Source organism: Allobosea rubneri, from assembly GCF_032464875.1.
Classification (GTDB): Bacteria; Pseudomonadota; Alphaproteobacteria; order Rhizobiales; family Beijerinckiaceae; genus Allobosea; species Allobosea rubneri.
This window is the reverse complement of sequence record NZ_JAWDID010000021.1, coordinates 32,380-47,594: the sequence shown is the minus strand read 5'-3', so window position 1 is coordinate 47,594 and position 15,215 is coordinate 32,380. Positions and strand designations below refer to the sequence as shown.

Annotated in this window: 13 protein-coding genes; 5 read left to right on the top strand and 8 right to left on the bottom strand. The window is 68.4% G+C overall.

All coding sequences use genetic code 11. The features are described from left to right. Positions 1-9: 9 nt before the first annotated feature. Positions 10-573 carry a GNAT family N-acetyltransferase gene (locus RKE40_RS15065; protein WP_316019048.1) on the top strand — a complete coding sequence of 188 codons (564 nt, stop codon included), beginning with the start codon at positions 10-12 and terminating at the stop codon, positions 571-573. 27 nt (positions 574-600) lie between these two features. On the opposite strand, the gene pyk is transcribed toward RKE40_RS15065, so the two are convergent. From pyk to RKE40_RS15050, 3 genes are all read right to left on the bottom strand, one after another. Beyond that, a complete protein-coding gene (pyk, locus tag RKE40_RS15060; RefSeq protein WP_316019047.1) occupies positions 601-2,040 on the bottom strand; it encodes a pyruvate kinase in 1,440 nt (479 codons plus the stop codon). A gap of 127 nt (positions 2,041-2,167) precedes the next feature. Then, positions 2,168-2,623 carry a DUF1036 domain-containing protein gene (locus tag RKE40_RS15055; RefSeq protein ID WP_316019046.1) on the bottom strand — a complete coding sequence of 152 codons (456 nt, stop codon included), beginning with the start codon at positions 2,621-2,623 and terminating at the stop codon, positions 2,168-2,170. Then, positions 2,620-3,972 (bottom strand): glycerate kinase type-2 family protein, encoded by a 1,353-nt coding sequence (locus RKE40_RS15050; RefSeq protein ID WP_316019045.1) that lies wholly within the window; start codon positions 3,970-3,972, stop codon positions 2,620-2,622. The genes RKE40_RS15055 and RKE40_RS15050 overlap by 4 nt, the downstream gene beginning before the upstream one ends. Before the next feature lie 84 nt (positions 3,973-4,056). On the opposite strand from RKE40_RS15050, the gene RKE40_RS15045 reads away from it, so the two are divergent. Beyond that, a complete protein-coding gene (locus RKE40_RS15045; RefSeq protein WP_316019044.1) occupies positions 4,057-4,842 on the top strand; it encodes an N-formylglutamate amidohydrolase in 786 nt (261 codons plus the stop codon). 78 nt (positions 4,843-4,920) lie between these two features. After that, entirely contained in the window at positions 4,921-5,163 is a 243-nt protein-coding gene (locus tag RKE40_RS15040) for a DUF2312 domain-containing protein (protein ID WP_066477463.1), read from the top strand. Between the two features lie 88 nt (positions 5,164-5,251). Here the strand turns inward: RKE40_RS15040 and RKE40_RS15035 are convergent, their stop codons facing one another. Then, positions 5,252-5,944, bottom strand: coding sequence for a pentapeptide repeat-containing protein (locus RKE40_RS15035; RefSeq protein ID WP_316019043.1), 693 nt, complete (start codon positions 5,942-5,944; stop codon positions 5,252-5,254). 426 nt (positions 5,945-6,370) lie between these two features. Next, positions 6,371-6,958, bottom strand: coding sequence for a nitroreductase family protein (locus RKE40_RS15030; RefSeq protein ID WP_316019042.1), 588 nt, complete (start codon positions 6,956-6,958; stop codon positions 6,371-6,373). Positions 6,959-7,144: 186 nt separating this feature from the next. Here RKE40_RS15030 and RKE40_RS15025 point away from each other — a divergent pair, with 186 nt between their 5' ends. Together RKE40_RS15025 and RKE40_RS15020 are read left to right on the top strand one after the other, a co-directional pair. Beyond that, the gene (locus tag RKE40_RS15025) at positions 7,145-8,125 is read left to right on the top strand and encodes a LysR family transcriptional regulator (protein ID WP_316019041.1); all 981 of its coding nucleotides are present in this window, start codon (positions 7,145-7,147) and stop codon (positions 8,123-8,125) included. A 78-nt stretch (positions 8,126-8,203) separates the two neighbouring features. Then, complete coding sequence (locus RKE40_RS15020) at positions 8,204-8,812, top strand: glutathione S-transferase family protein (RefSeq protein WP_316019040.1); 609 nt, start codon at positions 8,204-8,206, stop codon at positions 8,810-8,812. 10 nt (positions 8,813-8,822) lie between these two features. Here RKE40_RS15020 and RKE40_RS15015 read toward each other — a convergent pair whose 3' ends face one another. The 3 genes from RKE40_RS15015 to RKE40_RS15005 form a co-directional block, all read right to left on the bottom strand. After that, the gene (locus RKE40_RS15015; protein ID WP_316019039.1) at positions 8,823-11,972 is read right to left on the bottom strand and encodes an efflux RND transporter permease subunit; all 3,150 of its coding nucleotides are present in this window, start codon (positions 11,970-11,972) and stop codon (positions 8,823-8,825) included. Positions 11,973-11,975: 3 nt separating this feature from the next. Continuing rightward, the gene (locus tag RKE40_RS15010) at positions 11,976-13,142 is read right to left on the bottom strand and encodes an efflux RND transporter periplasmic adaptor subunit (RefSeq protein ID WP_316019038.1); all 1,167 of its coding nucleotides are present in this window, start codon (positions 13,140-13,142) and stop codon (positions 11,976-11,978) included. A gap of 140 nt (positions 13,143-13,282) precedes the next feature. Further along, on the bottom strand, positions 13,283-14,983 hold the full coding sequence (locus RKE40_RS15005) for a peptidoglycan L,D-endopeptidase MepK (protein ID WP_316019037.1): 1,701 nt from the start codon (positions 14,981-14,983) through the stop codon (positions 13,283-13,285). Positions 14,984-15,215 lie beyond the last annotated feature (232 nt).

Genomic DNA, 15,215 nt, shown 5'->3' with positions numbered 1-15,215 from the left:
ACGCCGAACATGAACGCTGCCCTGCCATTGACGACGGAGCGTCTCGCGCTTCGTCCTTTCGTTCCGGGCGATTTCAGCGCCTATGCCGCCTACCACTCCTCGCAGGAGGTCTATCGCTATCTATACGCCGCGCCGCCAGAAGGAGAGGAGATGGAGCGACAGTTTGCCAAGGCGCTGATGCCCCGGTTCGAGAGCGATGGAGATGTCTTCCGGTTCGCGGTGACACGCCGGGCGGACGGTGCCTTGCTCGGTGAGACTCTGCTCAAGCTGGCTAACCGCTCGGCCCTGCAGGGCGAGGTCGGCTATATCTTCAATCCAGACTTCGCGGGCAAGGGCTATGCGAGCGAAGCGGTGTCGGCGACGATCGAGCAGGGCTTTCGCGCGTTCTCTCTTCATCGCATTTTCGCGCCGCTCGATGCCGGCAATGCGCCATCGGTCGGCGTCGTCGAACGCCTCGGGCTTCGCCGGGAGGCGCATCTCATCCAGAACGACCGTTTCGACGGCGTCTGGGGTGACGAATACATCTATGCGGTGCTCGCCTCGGAATGGCGATGCACCGCATCAATGTCGTGATCGCGCCGCAACCGGTCGGCGACGACTTCACGCCTGGTCGACATGCTCCTTCGCCACGAAGGCGATGCGCACCATGTTGGTCGCGCCCGGCGTGCCGAAGGGGACGCCGGCGACGACGATTATCCGGTCGCCGAGCGAAGCGTAGCCTTCGCGGACCGCGAACTTGCAGGCGCGCGAGGCCATGTCGTCGATGTCGCTGGCATCCTTGGTGACGACGGCGTGCACGCCCCAGACCAGGGTCAGCTGGCGGGCCGTCGAGCGGTTCGGCGTCAGCGCGACGACGGTCGAATTCGGCCGCTCGCGCGCGAGGCGGAAAGCGGTCGAGCCCGAGGAGGTCCAGGCCGCGATCGCCTTGAGATTCAGCGCGGTGGTGATCTCGTGGGCGGCCTTGGCAATGGCGTCGGCGCCGGTCGCTTCCGGCTCGGCGCGCTGCGCGTCCAGGATCGAGCGATAGGTCGAGTCGTTCTCGACCTCCTCGGCGATGCGGTTCATCATCGTAACCGCCTCGACCGGATACTCGCCTGCGGCGCTCTCGGCCGAGAGCATCACCGCATCGGCGCCCTCGAACACGGCGGTCGCGACGTCGGAGACTTCGGCGCGGGTCGGTACCGGGGCGGTGATCATGCTCTCGAGCATCTGCGTCGCGACCACGACCGGCTTGCCCATGCGCCGCGACAGGCGGGTGATGCGCTTCTGCGTGCCGGGAACCTTCTCCAGCGGCATCTCGACGCCGAGGTCGCCGCGGGCGACCATGATCGAGTCCGAGGCCTCGATGATCTCCTCCAGGCGCAGCAGCGCCTGCGGCTTCTCGATCTTGGCCATCGCCAGGGCGCGCCCGCGCACGATCTTGCGCAGATCGGCCATGTCCTCGGGCCGCTGCACAAAGGAGAGCGCGATCCAGTCGACGCCGGCCTCCGCCGCCGCCTCGGCATCGGAGCGGTCCTTGTCGGTCATCGCCGAAACCGCGATCGTGGTGTCGGGCAGGCTGATGCCCTTGCGCGAGGAAAGCCGCCCGGCGACGGTCACCCGGGTCACGGCCTGCTTCGGCGAGGCCTTCTCGACGACCAGCCGAATCTTGCCGTCGTCGAGGATCAGGTTGTGGCCGGGCTCCAGCGCCGAGAGAATCTCGGGATGCGGCAGGTAGACGCGCTTGGCCGAGCCGGGCGCCGGGTCGGAGTCGAGCACGAAGCGCTCGCCCTTCTCCAGCATCGCGCCGCCATCGCCGCCGAACTGCCCGACGCGCAGCTTCGGGCCCTGCAGATCGGCGAGGATGCCGACCGGACGGCGGAACTGCGTCTCCAGCGCGCGTAGCATCGCCACTCGCTCGGGCAGCGTTTCGCGCTGCGTATGGCTCATATTGATGCGGAAGACGTCGACGCCGGCCTGGAACAGCTTGGCGCACATCTCCGGGGTGGAGGAGGCGGGCCCCAAAGTCGCGATGATCTTGATCCGTCGTTCCCGCCTCATCGCTTTGCCTTTCCTCACGCTGGCGCAGCCTGCTCCGCGCCTCGATGTTCCGTCGCTTATTCGCGGCCGCGGGGCAAGCTCGCGACCGGAGGCGTGCCCTTGTCTGGTTCTGGGACCATGTCGCCGCTCAGGGGCGCGGCGGCGCAGCGCCCGGGGTGTCGGTCAGCTGGATCGTCCAACCCTTCTGCTCTCCGGTGTCGACCTCGAAGAAGCCCGAGCGGTCATAGCCGCGCGACAGACAGTCCTCGATGCCGCGGATGGTGAACTCCTTGTTGCGCGTGCACATGATCGACTTGCCGGTCCATTCGCCGCCCTTGTCGTAGTCGACGGCGTGGACATAGTAGAAGCGCGCGGCCAGCGTGCCGCGCAGCAGCGTCTCGCAGGCCCGCGGCGCGATGTTCCACCAACCTTCGGTGACCCAGCCCTGGGCGTCGCGATAGCCGATGGCGACGCCGACGCGGCTGCCGGTGGTGTTGCACATGCGCAGATCCGCCAGGGCCGGCACGGCACCCGCGAAGAGGAAGAGGGCGGCGGGCGCGGCGAGGCGCAGCCCGGACCGGGCGAGGCGTGCGCTCAGGCTCATGGGGCCGCCGGGGTGGGGTCGATCAGGATCACGCGGCAATCGTTGACATTGGTCAGGGTCGGGCCGGTCCGCAGCAGGTCGCCGAGACCTTCGAAGAAGCCGGTCGAATCGTTGTCGCGCAGCGATTGGGCGGGATCGAGGCCGAGAGCGCGGGCGCGCGGCAGCGTGGTCTCGTCGATGATCGCGCCGGCCGGGTCGCTCGCCTCGCCGCCGCCGCCATCCGTCCCGTCGGTGTCGCCCACCAACGCGATTATGCCCGGCTCGCCGGCGAGCGCGATGGCGAGCGCCAGCGCGAATTCCTGGTTTGGGCCGCCGCGGCCCTTGCCGGCGATGGTGACGGTCAATTCGCCGCCGGAGATCAGCGCCGCGCGCCGGCCTTCCGACTTCAGCGCCAGGGCCTGCCGCGCCTGCGCCTGCGCGACCTCGCGGGCCTCGCCTTCGAGATCGGGGCCGAGATCGATCGGCTCGTAGCCGGCGGCGCGGGCGGCTGCCACGGCCGCAGCGATCGCGTCGGCCGGGCGGGCGACGATGCGGTATTCGCTGTTCGTGAAGGCGGGGTGGCCGGGCTTCGGCGTCTCGCTGGCATCGTCGGCGAGCAAGGCCTCGGCGGCCGGCGGCAGCTTGAGCCCGTAGCGGGCGACGATGGCGCGGGCATCGGCCATGGTGCTGGGGTCCGGCACGGTCGGGCCCGAGGCGATGGCGGCCGGGTCGTCATGCGGCACGTCGGAGACGGCGATGGTCAGCAGCCGCGCCGGGGCGGCGGCGAGAGCGAGCCTGCCGCCCTTGATGCGCGAGAGCCGCTTGCGGACGATGTTCATCTCGCCGATCGGCGCGCCCGAGCGCAGCAGGGCCTTGTTGACGGTCTGCTTCTCGGCGAGCGCAAGCGTGCCCGCCGGCGCGACCCAATTGGCCGAGCCGCCACCGGAGAGCAGCACGAGGACGAGGTCGTCGGCGGTCGCGGCGCGGGCGAGTTCGAGCGCCCGCGTGGCGCTGGCGATGCTGCCCTCGTCCGGCACCGGATGGCCGGCGGCCACCATCGGAATGTGCCGGGTCGTGGTCTCGTAGCCGTGCCGGGCGACGGCGTGGCCGAGCAGGCGTGTGGGCGCCAGGCCGACCGTGTCGAGATAATGCGCTTCCGCCAGTGCGGTCATGCTGCCGGCGGCCTTGCCGGCGGCGAGCAGGATCAGCCGGCCGGAGGGCGGCGGCGCCGGCAGGTGCCCGGCGAGCCAGCTGCTCGGATGGGCGCGCGCCACGGCGTCGTCGAAGATCGCGCGCGCCACCTTGCGCCGCTGCTCGATTGCATTGCCAAGCTGTTGCAAATCGCCCGCCTTCCCGCGAATCCCGATCATGCTGATCGACTTTCGTCTCAGCCCCTTCTATGTCGCTGGCGCGCGGGCGTCACCCGCGATTTGCTGAGCGGTTCCGAGGGCGGAATGGGTGCGCAGATGGCCTTGCCGAACGGAGCTCCCGCGCTGCGGCCGGGCGAGGTCGAAATCATCCGGGGCGACCCGGCAAGCGGCGTGCTCCTGCTCTGCGACCACGCCACCAACGCGATCCCGGCCGAGCTCGACGGACTCGGCCTGCCGGCCCAGCAGCTCGAGCGCCACATCGCCTATGACATCGGCGCGGCCGAGATGACCCGTGCGATGGCCGAGGCGCTCGGCGCGCCGGCGATACTGAGCAATTTCTCGCGGCTGCTGATCGATCCCAATCGCGGGCGCGACGATCCGACCCTGGTGATGCGCATCTCGGACGGTGCGCTCGTGCCGGCGAATGCCAGGATAGACGAGGCCGGCATCGCCGAGCGGATCGCGCGCTATTACGCGCCTTATGACGCCGCCATCGATGCTGCGGTCGAGGCCGCGATTGCGGCCGGCCACCCGCCGGCGATCGTCTCGGTGCACTCCTTCACGCCGTTCTGGAAGGGTGTGCCCCGTCCCTGGCATGCCGGGGTGCTCTGGGACCGGGAGGGCCGGCTGGCACAGGCGCTGATCGCTGCCCTGCAGAACGAGGGCGACCTGATCGTCGGCGACAACGAGCCCTATATGGGCGGCCTGCCCGGCGACACCATCGACCGGCATGCGACGCGGCGCGGCCTGCTCGACGCGCTGATCGAGATCCGGCAGGACCTGATCGGCGAGCCGCACGCGGCCCGCGCCTGGGGCAGGAGGCTGGCTCGGCTGTTGCCCGGGAGCCTCGCAGTCGCGCGAGAAATGTGAAATCCAGCCGCTTCCCGCTTGACCTCGCCGCCCATCCGGGCGAACCCCTGCGACCAATTTTCGAAGAAGGGTTTGAGAATGGACGATCCGGTTGCAGGCGATCAGCTGCTTAGCATCGTGCAGCGCATCGAGCGGCTCGAGGAAGAGAAGAAGACGATCTCCGACGACATCAAGGAGGTCTACTCCGAGGCCAAGGCCAATGGCTATGACGTCAAGGTGCTGCGCAAGGTGATCGCGCTGCGCAAGCGCGATCTGGACGAGCGCAAGGAAGAGGAGGCGATCCTCGATCTCTACCTGCAGGCCGTCGGCGAGACGCCCTGATCCGGGTTGCGCCCAGCGCCAACCTGCCTAATGCCAGCTGGACTGCCCCCGTCGCCAGGCGATGGAGGCAGTCCGGCGGCACTGCCAGCTACCGGACGTTCAGCCCGAACTCCCGCAGCAATTGCCCGGCCTGCTCTCGCGAGATCGTCGCACCCTTGAAGACGGCGGCATCGCCGATCCGCAGGCCGCCCAGATCGGCGCCGCGCAGATCCGCGCCCTGGAAGCGCGCATCCTTCAGGGACGCCTCGCGGAGGCTCGTTCCTTCGAAGATGGCGTCGCGGAAGTCGCACCCCCCGAGATCCGCCTGCGAGAAATCCACGCCCGTGAGGCGCATCCCGCGAAACGACATGCCGCGGAGCTTGGCGTAGACCAGCAGCGTATCGCGAAAGCAGGTGTCGAGCGACCGGGTTTCCGTCAAGGTCGCCCCGGTTAGCTTGCAGCCGATGAAGGATGCGGAGGTGAGCTTCGCCCCGCGCAGGCTGGCATTGTTGAGGTCGCAGGAGGTGAAACTGGCCTCGGTCAGGTCCGCTGCGGTCATGTCGGTGAAGGCGGCGCCGCACGATACCCAGCTGGTGCGCTCCAGATTGGCTCCCTTCAGCTGCGTGCGCTGGAGATTGCAGCGCTCGAACGTCCAGCCGGAAAGATCCAGCCGCGACAGGTCGACCTCCTGGAGGTCGCAGGCAGAAAGCCGGCTGGGCAAGTCGCTGGCGGTCAGGGCCAGGATGTCGACCCGGCCGAGCGTGACGCCGGTGAAGGCAAGGGGCGTCCCGCTATCGGCCATCCGGTTCTCCTCAAGACGCCTGCGACGGGTGCAGGCCGGGACCGATCGAGGCCCGCCTCCGACAGAGCGGTGGCTGTGGCCATCTCATTCCGCACGATACCGGCAAGCCGCGGGCGATTCGCAGGCCGTGCCGGAAACCTCCATCCGATGCCGGCCTCCATGGCAAGAGGTCGTCCGCAGCTTGCAAGGCATGTGGTGGCTTGCCAAGTGCCGCGGACGAGCGGGAAAATCAAAAAAAACGCCGGCCTCGGATGAACGAGGCCGGCGCTGTTCTGGAAAATCGGCGTTTGGCGTCGCGTCAGGCGACCAGCTTGAGTTCGGCCGCCCGCGGCTGCGATCGTCTCCTCGCGGGCCTCGCAGCCGGCGTGCACGATGGTGCACTTGCCGGCGAACAGGCCCTCTGGGCCGCCTGATTTCGCGCTCCGCTCAGCTATGGGTCCGGAAACGGAGCCCATCATCCATGAAGGTCTTCTCCGGGAAGGCCGCTTCATTGGAGCCGAAAGGCATCTGGGCGGTGAGCTTCCAGGACGCAGGAATGTTCCAGGTCTTGGCGACTTCCGCGTCGACGAGCGGATGGTAATGCTGGAGGCTCGCGCCGATATTGGCGTCGGCGAGCGTGGCCCACACGGCCAGCTGCGCGATGCCGGTCGAATGTTCGGACCAGATCGGGAAGTTGTGCGCATAGAGCGGGAAATTGGCCTGCAGCGCCTTCACCGGCTCCTGATCTTCGAAGAACAGGACGGTCCCCGCGCCGTTGGCGAAGCTGTCGATCTTCTTGCTGGTCCCGTCGAAATCGGCGGCCGGCACGACGGCGCGAAGGGCCTCCCGGGTGATGTTCCAGAACTTGTCGCTCTCCTTGCCGAACAGGATGACGGCGCGCGAGCTCTGCGAGTTGAAGCTGGACGGCGAAAGGCGGATCGCCTCTCTGATCAGGGAATCCACCTGGGTCTCGGGGATCGGCAGATTCTTGCCGAGCGCATATTGCGTGCGGCGCTTCTTGAGCTTGTCGAGCATGGCTTCCTCATATGCTAACGCATGTCACGTCGGTTGAGCCGATGAGACAGGACGGTTTTCCCGGAGCGCCTCCGAAGGCGCCGTCCCAGCGAAAGCGGGACTTGATGAGGGAGAGGTAGCGGTTCACTTGCGGCATCGGAATGCCCATATTGGGCACCAATCTGTTGCTCACAGGGGAACGCCTGCATGTCCGAGCTCGACGATATCCGAAGCTTCGTCGCCGTCGTCGATTCCGGAGGCTTCGGCCGGGCCGGGCGCAGCCTCGGCCTGTCGAAATCGATCGTCAGCCGGCGTGTGGCGCGGCTGGAGGCCGATCTCGGCACCAGGCTTCTGAGCCGCACGACCCGCGGCGTCAGCCCGACGGAGGCCGGGCTCGAATTCAAGGCGCGCGGGGAACGCATCCTGGCGGAGCTGACCGAAGCGCGCGAGGCGGTGGCGCTGCAGGCCGGCGGTGTGGCCGGGCGCCTGCGGCTGAGCATGCCGCTCTCCTTCGGCATCCACCATGTCGCGCCGGTGCTGGCGGAACTGGCGCGCCGGCATCCGCGGCTCGAGATCGACGCCGAGGCCAGCGACCGCCAGGTCGACCTGATCGGCGAGCGCTTCGACATGGCGGTGCGGATCGGTGTGCTGAAGGATTCCAGCCTGGTCGCGCGGCGGATCGCGTCGGTGCGCGGGATCGTCGTCGGCAGTCCCGCTTACTTCGCCGGGCATGGCCGCCCGGCGACGCCGGCTGAACTCAGCGGCCATGAATGCCTGATCTACACGGGCGGCGCCGCGCCCGACTGGAACTTCAAGGTCAACCGGCGGGTCGTCTCGGTCCGGCCGAGCGGACGGCTGCGTTCCGATAGTGGCGACACCTTGCTGCAATGGGCCGAAGCGGGGCTGGGGCTTGCCCTGCTGCCGAGCTTCATCGCAGGCGAAGCGATCCGCGCCGGCAGGGTCGAGCCGGTGCTGACCGAATTCCCGCTGCCGGAAAGCGGGCTTTATGTCGTGCGTCCGCCCGGCGCCTATGTCTCGGGCAAGGTCCGCGTGCTCACCGATCTTCTGGTCGAGCGCTTCGGCTCCGCCGCGACCTGGGATCCCTGCCAGAAGGCGCTGGCCGAGCAGGCGGCCGCGGCCGGGCAGGGCAGGAGCGTACCCGGTGAGGACGAGCATCAAGCTGCGTGAACTCGCACTTCACCCGATTTCGCGTGTCAGCCGCTTTCCGCAAAGGCAGTGTTGCAGCCATCGAAACGGGAGATCGCCATGCTGCTGGTTGGAATGCTCGACAGCCCCTATGTGCGGCGCGCCGCCATCACCGGAACCCTGCTCGGGCTCGAATTCGAGCATCGCTCGGTCTCGGTGTTCCGGCACATGCCGGAATTCAGCAAGATCAACCCGCTGATCAAGGCGCCGACGCTGGTCGCCGATGATGGCACGGTGATCAGCGAATCGCTGCTGATCATCCAGCACTTCGAGGATGTCGCCGGACGCTCCCTGCGCCCGATAGAGGCTGGCGCGCGGGTGCGCGACCTGAGCCTGACCGGCATCGGCATCGTCGCGGCCGACAAGGCGGTCTCTGTCGAATATGAGCGCAAGCGGCCCGAGGAGCGGCGCTACGCCAACTGGCAGGAGCGCATCCTGACCCAGCTCCATACGGCGCTGGACCTCCTCGACCAGGCGGCCAAGCGCGGCGAGCTCTCAGCCGGCCCGGAGCTGCGGCCGGGCGATATCGCGGCGGCGATCGCCTGGGGCTTCTGCCGCTTCGTCATTCCGGAGTTCGCCCCGGAAGACCGCTGGCCGGCGCTCGCCGCGCAGGCAAGGGCCTGCGAGGCGCTCGACGTGTTCAAGGCCTGGCCGATCGACCGGGAGTGAGGTCCCGGCGCTACTGCGCCGGGTCGGGTTCGCGCTCGATCTTTGGCCTGGAAGCCGGGCGGAAGCGTTCGCGCAGTCCCTGGAAGACGACATAGAGCGCCGGGATCAGGAAAATCCCGATCACCGCGGCGGCGATCATGCCGCCGAAGACCGGCGTGCCGACATTGCGCCTGGCGAGCATCGAGGGGCCCTCGGCGATGACGAGCGGCAGCAGGCCGAGGATGAAGGCGAGCGAGGTCATCATCACCGGCCGGAAGCGCAGGCGTGCGCCGAGCGTCGCCGCATGGAGCAGCGGAAGCCCCTTCTCGCGCTGCTCCTTGGCGAACTCGACGATCAGGATGCCGTTCTTGGCGGCAAGGCCGATCAGCACGACGATGCCGATCTGGGCATAGAGGTCGAGCGTCAAACCGCCGACCACGATGCCGACAAAGGCGCCGAGCACACCGACCGCGACCGAGAGCAGGACGGGAACCGGGATCGTCCAGCTTTCATAGAGCGCGACCAGGAAGAGATAGGCAAAGAGCAGGGCGAAGGCGAGGATCATCCCCGTCTGGCCCTCGGCCCGCTTCTCCTGGAATGAGACGTCGGTCCAGTCGCCGCGATAGCCGGCGGGCAGCGTCTTTGCCGCGACCTGCTCCATCGCAGCCAGGGCCTGGCCGGAGGAAACGCCCGGAGCGGCCGAGCCCTGCACGGTGACGGCGAGGCGGTTGTTGTAGCGGATCAATGCCTGAGGCCCGACCACGATGCGTGCCTCGAGCAGGCTGCGCAGCGGGATCATGCCGCCGTCGCGGCTGCGGACATTGATGCGGTAGATGTCGTCGATCGACTTCCGGTCGATGCCGTCGGCCTGAACCTGGACCTGCCAGGTGCGGCCGAACAGGTTGATGTCGTTGACATAATAGCCGCCGAGCGAGGCCTGCAAGGACTGGAACAAGGCGCTGAGCTCGACGCCGAGGATCTGGACCTTGTCGCGGTCGATGTCGAGGTAGACCGAGGGCGTCGTGTCCGAGAAGGTCGAGAAGACGCGGCTGAGCTGCGGGTCCTGGTTGGCGGCGATGGTGAGCCCGCGCAGCGTGCGGGCGAGTGCCTTGGGATCGGAGCCGCCCATGTCCTGCAGGACATAGGTGAAGCCGCCGCCGGTGCCGAGGCCGACGATCGGCGGCGGCGCGATCGGCACCACGGCCCCGCCGCGCACTGCGCGCAGTTTCTGCGAGACGCGGGCGATGATCGCGTTGGCGCTCTGGTCGGCGCCCTTGCGATCCGCGAAGGGCTTCAGCGAAACCAGGAAGAAGCCGGAATTGGACTGCGAGTTCCCGTCGATGAAGTTCAGGCCGATGATGGTGGAATAATCCTCGACCGCGGGCTCGGCCTTGAGGATGGTTTCGACCTCGGCCGCGACGGCCGCGGTGCGGCCGACCGAGGCGCCGTCGGGCAATTGCGCGACGACGAAGAAGGCGCCCTGGTCGTCTTCGGGCAGGAAGCCGGTCGGCGTGATCCGTCCCATGGCATAGATCGCGACGCCGAAGGCGGCGGTCAGCACCAGGCTGATCATGGAGATGCGGACCAGCCGGGCGACGGTGTCGCCATAGCGGTCGCGCGTCCAGTCGATGCCGCGCATGACATGGCCGATGGGGCCGCGGCGCGGACCGTGATGCGGCTTGAGCAGAACGCCGCACAGAGCGGGCGACAGGGTGAGCGCGTTGGTCGCCGAGATCAGCATCGCGACCGCGACCGTGACGGCGAACTGGCGGAAGAGCTCGCCGGAAATGCCGGGGATGAAGGCGACCGGTACGAAGACCGAAAGCAGAACAAGCGTGATCGCGATGATCGGCGCCACGATCTCGCCCATGGCGAGCTTGGTCGCCTCGGCAGGCGAAAGCTCGGGGTGCTCCTCCATCACGCGCTCGACGTTCTCGACCACGACGATCGCGTCGTCGACGACGATGCCGATGGCGAGCACGATCGCCAGCAGCGAGACCGTGTTGGCGGAGTAGCCGATGGCGTTCAGCACGATGAAGGTGCCGATCAGGCTGACCGGGACGGCGAAGGTCGGGATCAGTGTGGCGCGGAAGCTGCCGAGGAAGAGGAAGACGACGACGATGACGAGGATGAAGGCCTCGATCAGGGTCTTCTGGACCTCCTCGATCGTTGCCGTGACGAAGGCGGTCGGGTCGTATGTCACCTTCCAGGCGAGATCTTCCGGGAAGTTGCGGGCGAGATCGCCCACCGTCTTCTTGACCGCGTCGAGGGCGGCGATGGCGTTGGCGCCGGGCGACTGATAGATACCGATCAGCACGGCCGGGCCGCCGTTGAGGCGCGTCTCGCGGTCGAGATTGGCCGCGCCGAGCTCTATGCGCGCAACGTCGGAGAGGCGCAGCACCGAACCGTCGGGGTTCGTACGCACGACGATCTTCTCGAATTCCTGGGGCGAGCTCAGCCGGCCCTTGGTCTGGATGTTGAGCTGGAGTTGCTGGTCGTCGGAGATCGGGCGGGCGCCGATGCGGCCGACAGCCGCCTGGGTGTTCTGCGACTGTATCGCGCTGATGATATCGCCGGTGGTCAGGCCGAGCCCGGTCAGGGCGTCGGTGCGGACCCAGGCACGCATCGAGTAGTCCTGGGCGCCGAACAGGGAGGCGTCGCCGACGCCCGGGGTCGAGCGGATCGAGTCGAGCAGGTTGATGGTGGTGTAGTTCGAGACGAAGAGGTTGTCGTAGGTCTTCTTCGGCGAATAGACAGCGATGACGCCAAGCAGCGCAGAGGACTGCTTCTTCACCGTCACGCCGTTGCGCTTGACCTCCTCGGGCAGCTTCGACAGCGCGATCTGGACACGGTTGTTGACGTTGACGGTGTTGATGTCGGGGTTGGTGCCGAGTTCGAACGAGATCTTGAGCGAATAGCTGCCGTCATTGCCGCTGACGCTCTTCATGTAGATCATCTTGTCGGTGCCGACGATCTGCGCCTCGAGCGGCTGCGCCACGGTCGCCTCGACCACGGCGGCCGAGGCGCCGGGGTAGGAGGTGGTCACCGAAACCTGCGGCGGCACGATGTCGGGGTACTGTGCGACCGGAATCGCGAAGAGCGAGAGCAGGCCAGCGATGACCGTGACGACCGCGATGACGATGGCCAGGCGTGGCCGGTCGACGAAAACGGAGGTGAACATGCCTCAGCTCCGGCCGGCCGGCGGCGGCGCAACGGGAGAGGCCAGGACCGGGCTGCCGGGCCGCAGACCCTGAAGTCCCTGGACCACGACCTGCTCGCCGCCACTCAAGCCCTCGTCGACCACGACATAGGCGCCGGCCTCGGCGCCGACCTTCAGGCGCTTGACCACGGCCTTGCCATCCTCGACCACGAAGACATAGGCGCCCTGCTGGTCGGCGATCAGCGCCGCCTGCGGCACCAGGACCTTGTCCACGGGCTTCTCGGCATGGACGGCAACATTGACCAGGGTTCCGTCGATCAGCCTGCCCTTGGGATTGGGCACGATGGCGCGGACCAGGACGGTATCGGTGGAGCGGTCGACCGAGACGTCGACGAAGTCGATCGTGCCCTGCTGCTCATAGGTCGAGCCGTCGGAAAAGCGCAGCGTGACCTTCGGTCCGGTTGAGCCGGCATCGACGCGATTATGGCCGAAGGTGACGAATTCGCGCTGGCTGACCGGGAAATTCACGTACATCGGGTCTTCGCTGACGATCAGCGCGAGCGCGCCGCTGTCGGGCGAGACGACGTTGCCCTTGGTCAGTTTGGTGCGGCCGATCCGGCCGGCGATGGGGGAGGCGATCTCGGTATAGCCGAGATTGATCTCCGCGGTCTTCAGATTGGCGGCAGCGGTGGTCGCCGAGCCCTGTGCAGCCGTCTCCTCGGCGACGCGCTGGTCGCGGACCGCGACCGAGCCGGCATTGGTGCGCAGGAGGTCCTCGGCCCGCTGGCGCTGGGTGGTGGCGTTCTGCAGCGTGCCCTGCGCACTCTCCAGCGCGCCGCGAGCCTGCTCGACCGCCGCCTCGAACGGAGCCCTCTCGATGCGAAAGAGCGGGGAGCCTTCCTTGACGGACTCGCCGTCGCGGAACAGGACCTCCTCGAGGAAGCCGGTGACGCGCGCCCTGACCTCGACCCGGTTGACCGCTTCGATGCGCCCGACGAAATCGGCGGTGCGCTCGATCGGCCGCTTCTGCGCCGGCGTGGTGCTGACCGGGATCGCCGTTGGCTGGGCGGGCTGAGCCGGCTGGGCAAGGGCGGTATGCGAGGGGCCGGTCACGACAAGGCCGGCGAGGAGCAGGAGGGCCGCTCCGTTCCAGGGCCGGCGAGCCGGAACTTCCGCAAGCTGCGCGCGCATCACCAAGACTCCCGTAGGCATCGTCCGCATTCTGCCATGACGCGTGTCATGACGCGACGGCACTGTGCGCGTTTTATTGGTGCAGCGCTATGCCGACAAGATCATGACGGGCGCTGTCGTAGCGTCCGTCTGCTTGCCGTTCAGTTCTGGACGAAGGTCGTCGGGAGTGCGCGGACGGCGGGGCCGCTGAAGCCGCTGGTCTTGAGATCGGTCGGGGCGCCGTTGCTGAAGCCGAGCGCTGCGGCCGGGCTCGGCCCCGCGACCCAGCCCCTCGCTGCCGGGTCGGTGACCTTGGCCTTGGCGGTGGCGACGCCGGCGCGGCGCGGCGCGGCCGGCTGCTGGGCGACGGCGGCGAAGAGCGAATCCAGACCGGAGCGATCGGCATCGTATTCCGCGGCCAGCGGTGTCCGCGTCTCGGTCGTGGCGACCTCGACGGCGCGCCGCTGCGGCTCGCCAGGCGCGCGGGGGCGGATCGGCGGAGGCGGATGCGAGATGCTGACCAGGCGAGCACCGGCGGACACCGCGTCCTGCTCGTCGGCCTCCTGGCTCGCAGCCTCGGGCGCGAGGCGGGCAAGGACGATCGGGCGTGTCGGCGGCAGGGGAGCCGAGACTGCCCGCCCGGCGACGACGTTCTCGATGACGGGAGCCGGCAGGTCGCCGGGGCGGCGTGGCGGCAGCGAGGCGAGGATAAGCTTCTGCTCGGCCTGCGGCAGCGGCAGGGTCGAGGCTTCGGCGGCGAGCGCGGCAAGCTGCGGCGAGCCGGCAGGCGGAGTCGGCAGGGTCAGGCTCGCCGGGCGCGCAACGGGGAGCGCGGTCGCGATCGGGGCGGGCTTCGGCGGCTCGGCCGGCTGCGGCGCGAGTGCCGCGACCTGGGTTTCCGCCGGTTCAGGTGCGGGAGCCGACGGCGCGGTCGCGCGGTTCGAGCGCTCGCGCATCAAAGCGCGGCCGGACGGTTCGGGCTGGACGGCCGGGGCATTGAAGACGGCGAAGCGGCCGCCATCGCCGCTGTTGCTGTCGCCGGCATAGGCCATGACGGTCGGCTGCGGTGTCGGCGCGCGGCGGGCTGCGGCGCGGCCGCGGCTCGGCCGGGCATCGGCCTCCTCGTCGTCGCCGCCGAACAGCGCCGCCCAGAAGCCCTTGCCGCCGCTGCCGGAGGCGATGATCGCACCCTCGTCGAAGTCGGCCGCGGCATAGCCCATCACCGAGCCGCCGCCCGAAAGGATCTCGGCCTTGGCGACCTCGTAGCCGCTCAGCGGCTTGCCGTCGGCCGGGAGGTGGACGGTCTTCTCGTCCGGGAACAGGCGCACGAGCTGGTCGCGCGTCATGCGCGGCCAGGAGCGCACCGAGCCGGCGTCGAGATGGACGAAGGGCGTGTGGGCGCCGGGATAGAAGCCGACGCCGCCGCGCTGCAGCCGCATGCCGACTTCGCGGATCTTCGCGGTCGGTGTGTCCGGCAGATAGAAATCCATCGCCTTGCCGACCATGTGCTGGCTCGACTTGGCGACGCCGCGTGAGCGCCGGCGCAGCATCGAATTGGTGCCGGGCGAGCGATAGGCCGAGACGACGTGGAAGGGTTGGTCCGAGCCGACCTTGCGGTGCACCTCCCAGGCGAGATCGAACAGGCGCGGATCCATCCGGATCGGCTCGTCGGTGCGCCAGTCGCGCATCGCCCAATTGAGCTTCTCGAGCGCCGCGGAGTCGTAGCGGCCGTCACGCCTGAAGGTGACGGTCGTCTCCTCCTTGGTGTGCATGTGCTTGATGGTGATGGTGCGGGTATCGCCGTTGGCCACGGCATCCTGGGTGCCGCGAATGCCGACGCACAGGGCAACAAGGCTCGTCACGAGGACAGCGCCGGCATGCGCAAGGCGCCCCAAAGGACGCGGCAGCCGTCTCGTCGTCTCGGCTTTCGACCAGCTCACTCTCACCTGACCCGTCTCGAAGCGCCGGCGAGCCGGTGCGGTAAACGTCAAGGAACAGTTGCCGAGAAGGCTTAACGGGTGGTTACCGGCGGCACAACCATCCCGCCTGAATTTCGGCAAGCGAGCTGCTGGCTACCCACAGATCGTGGCAAAA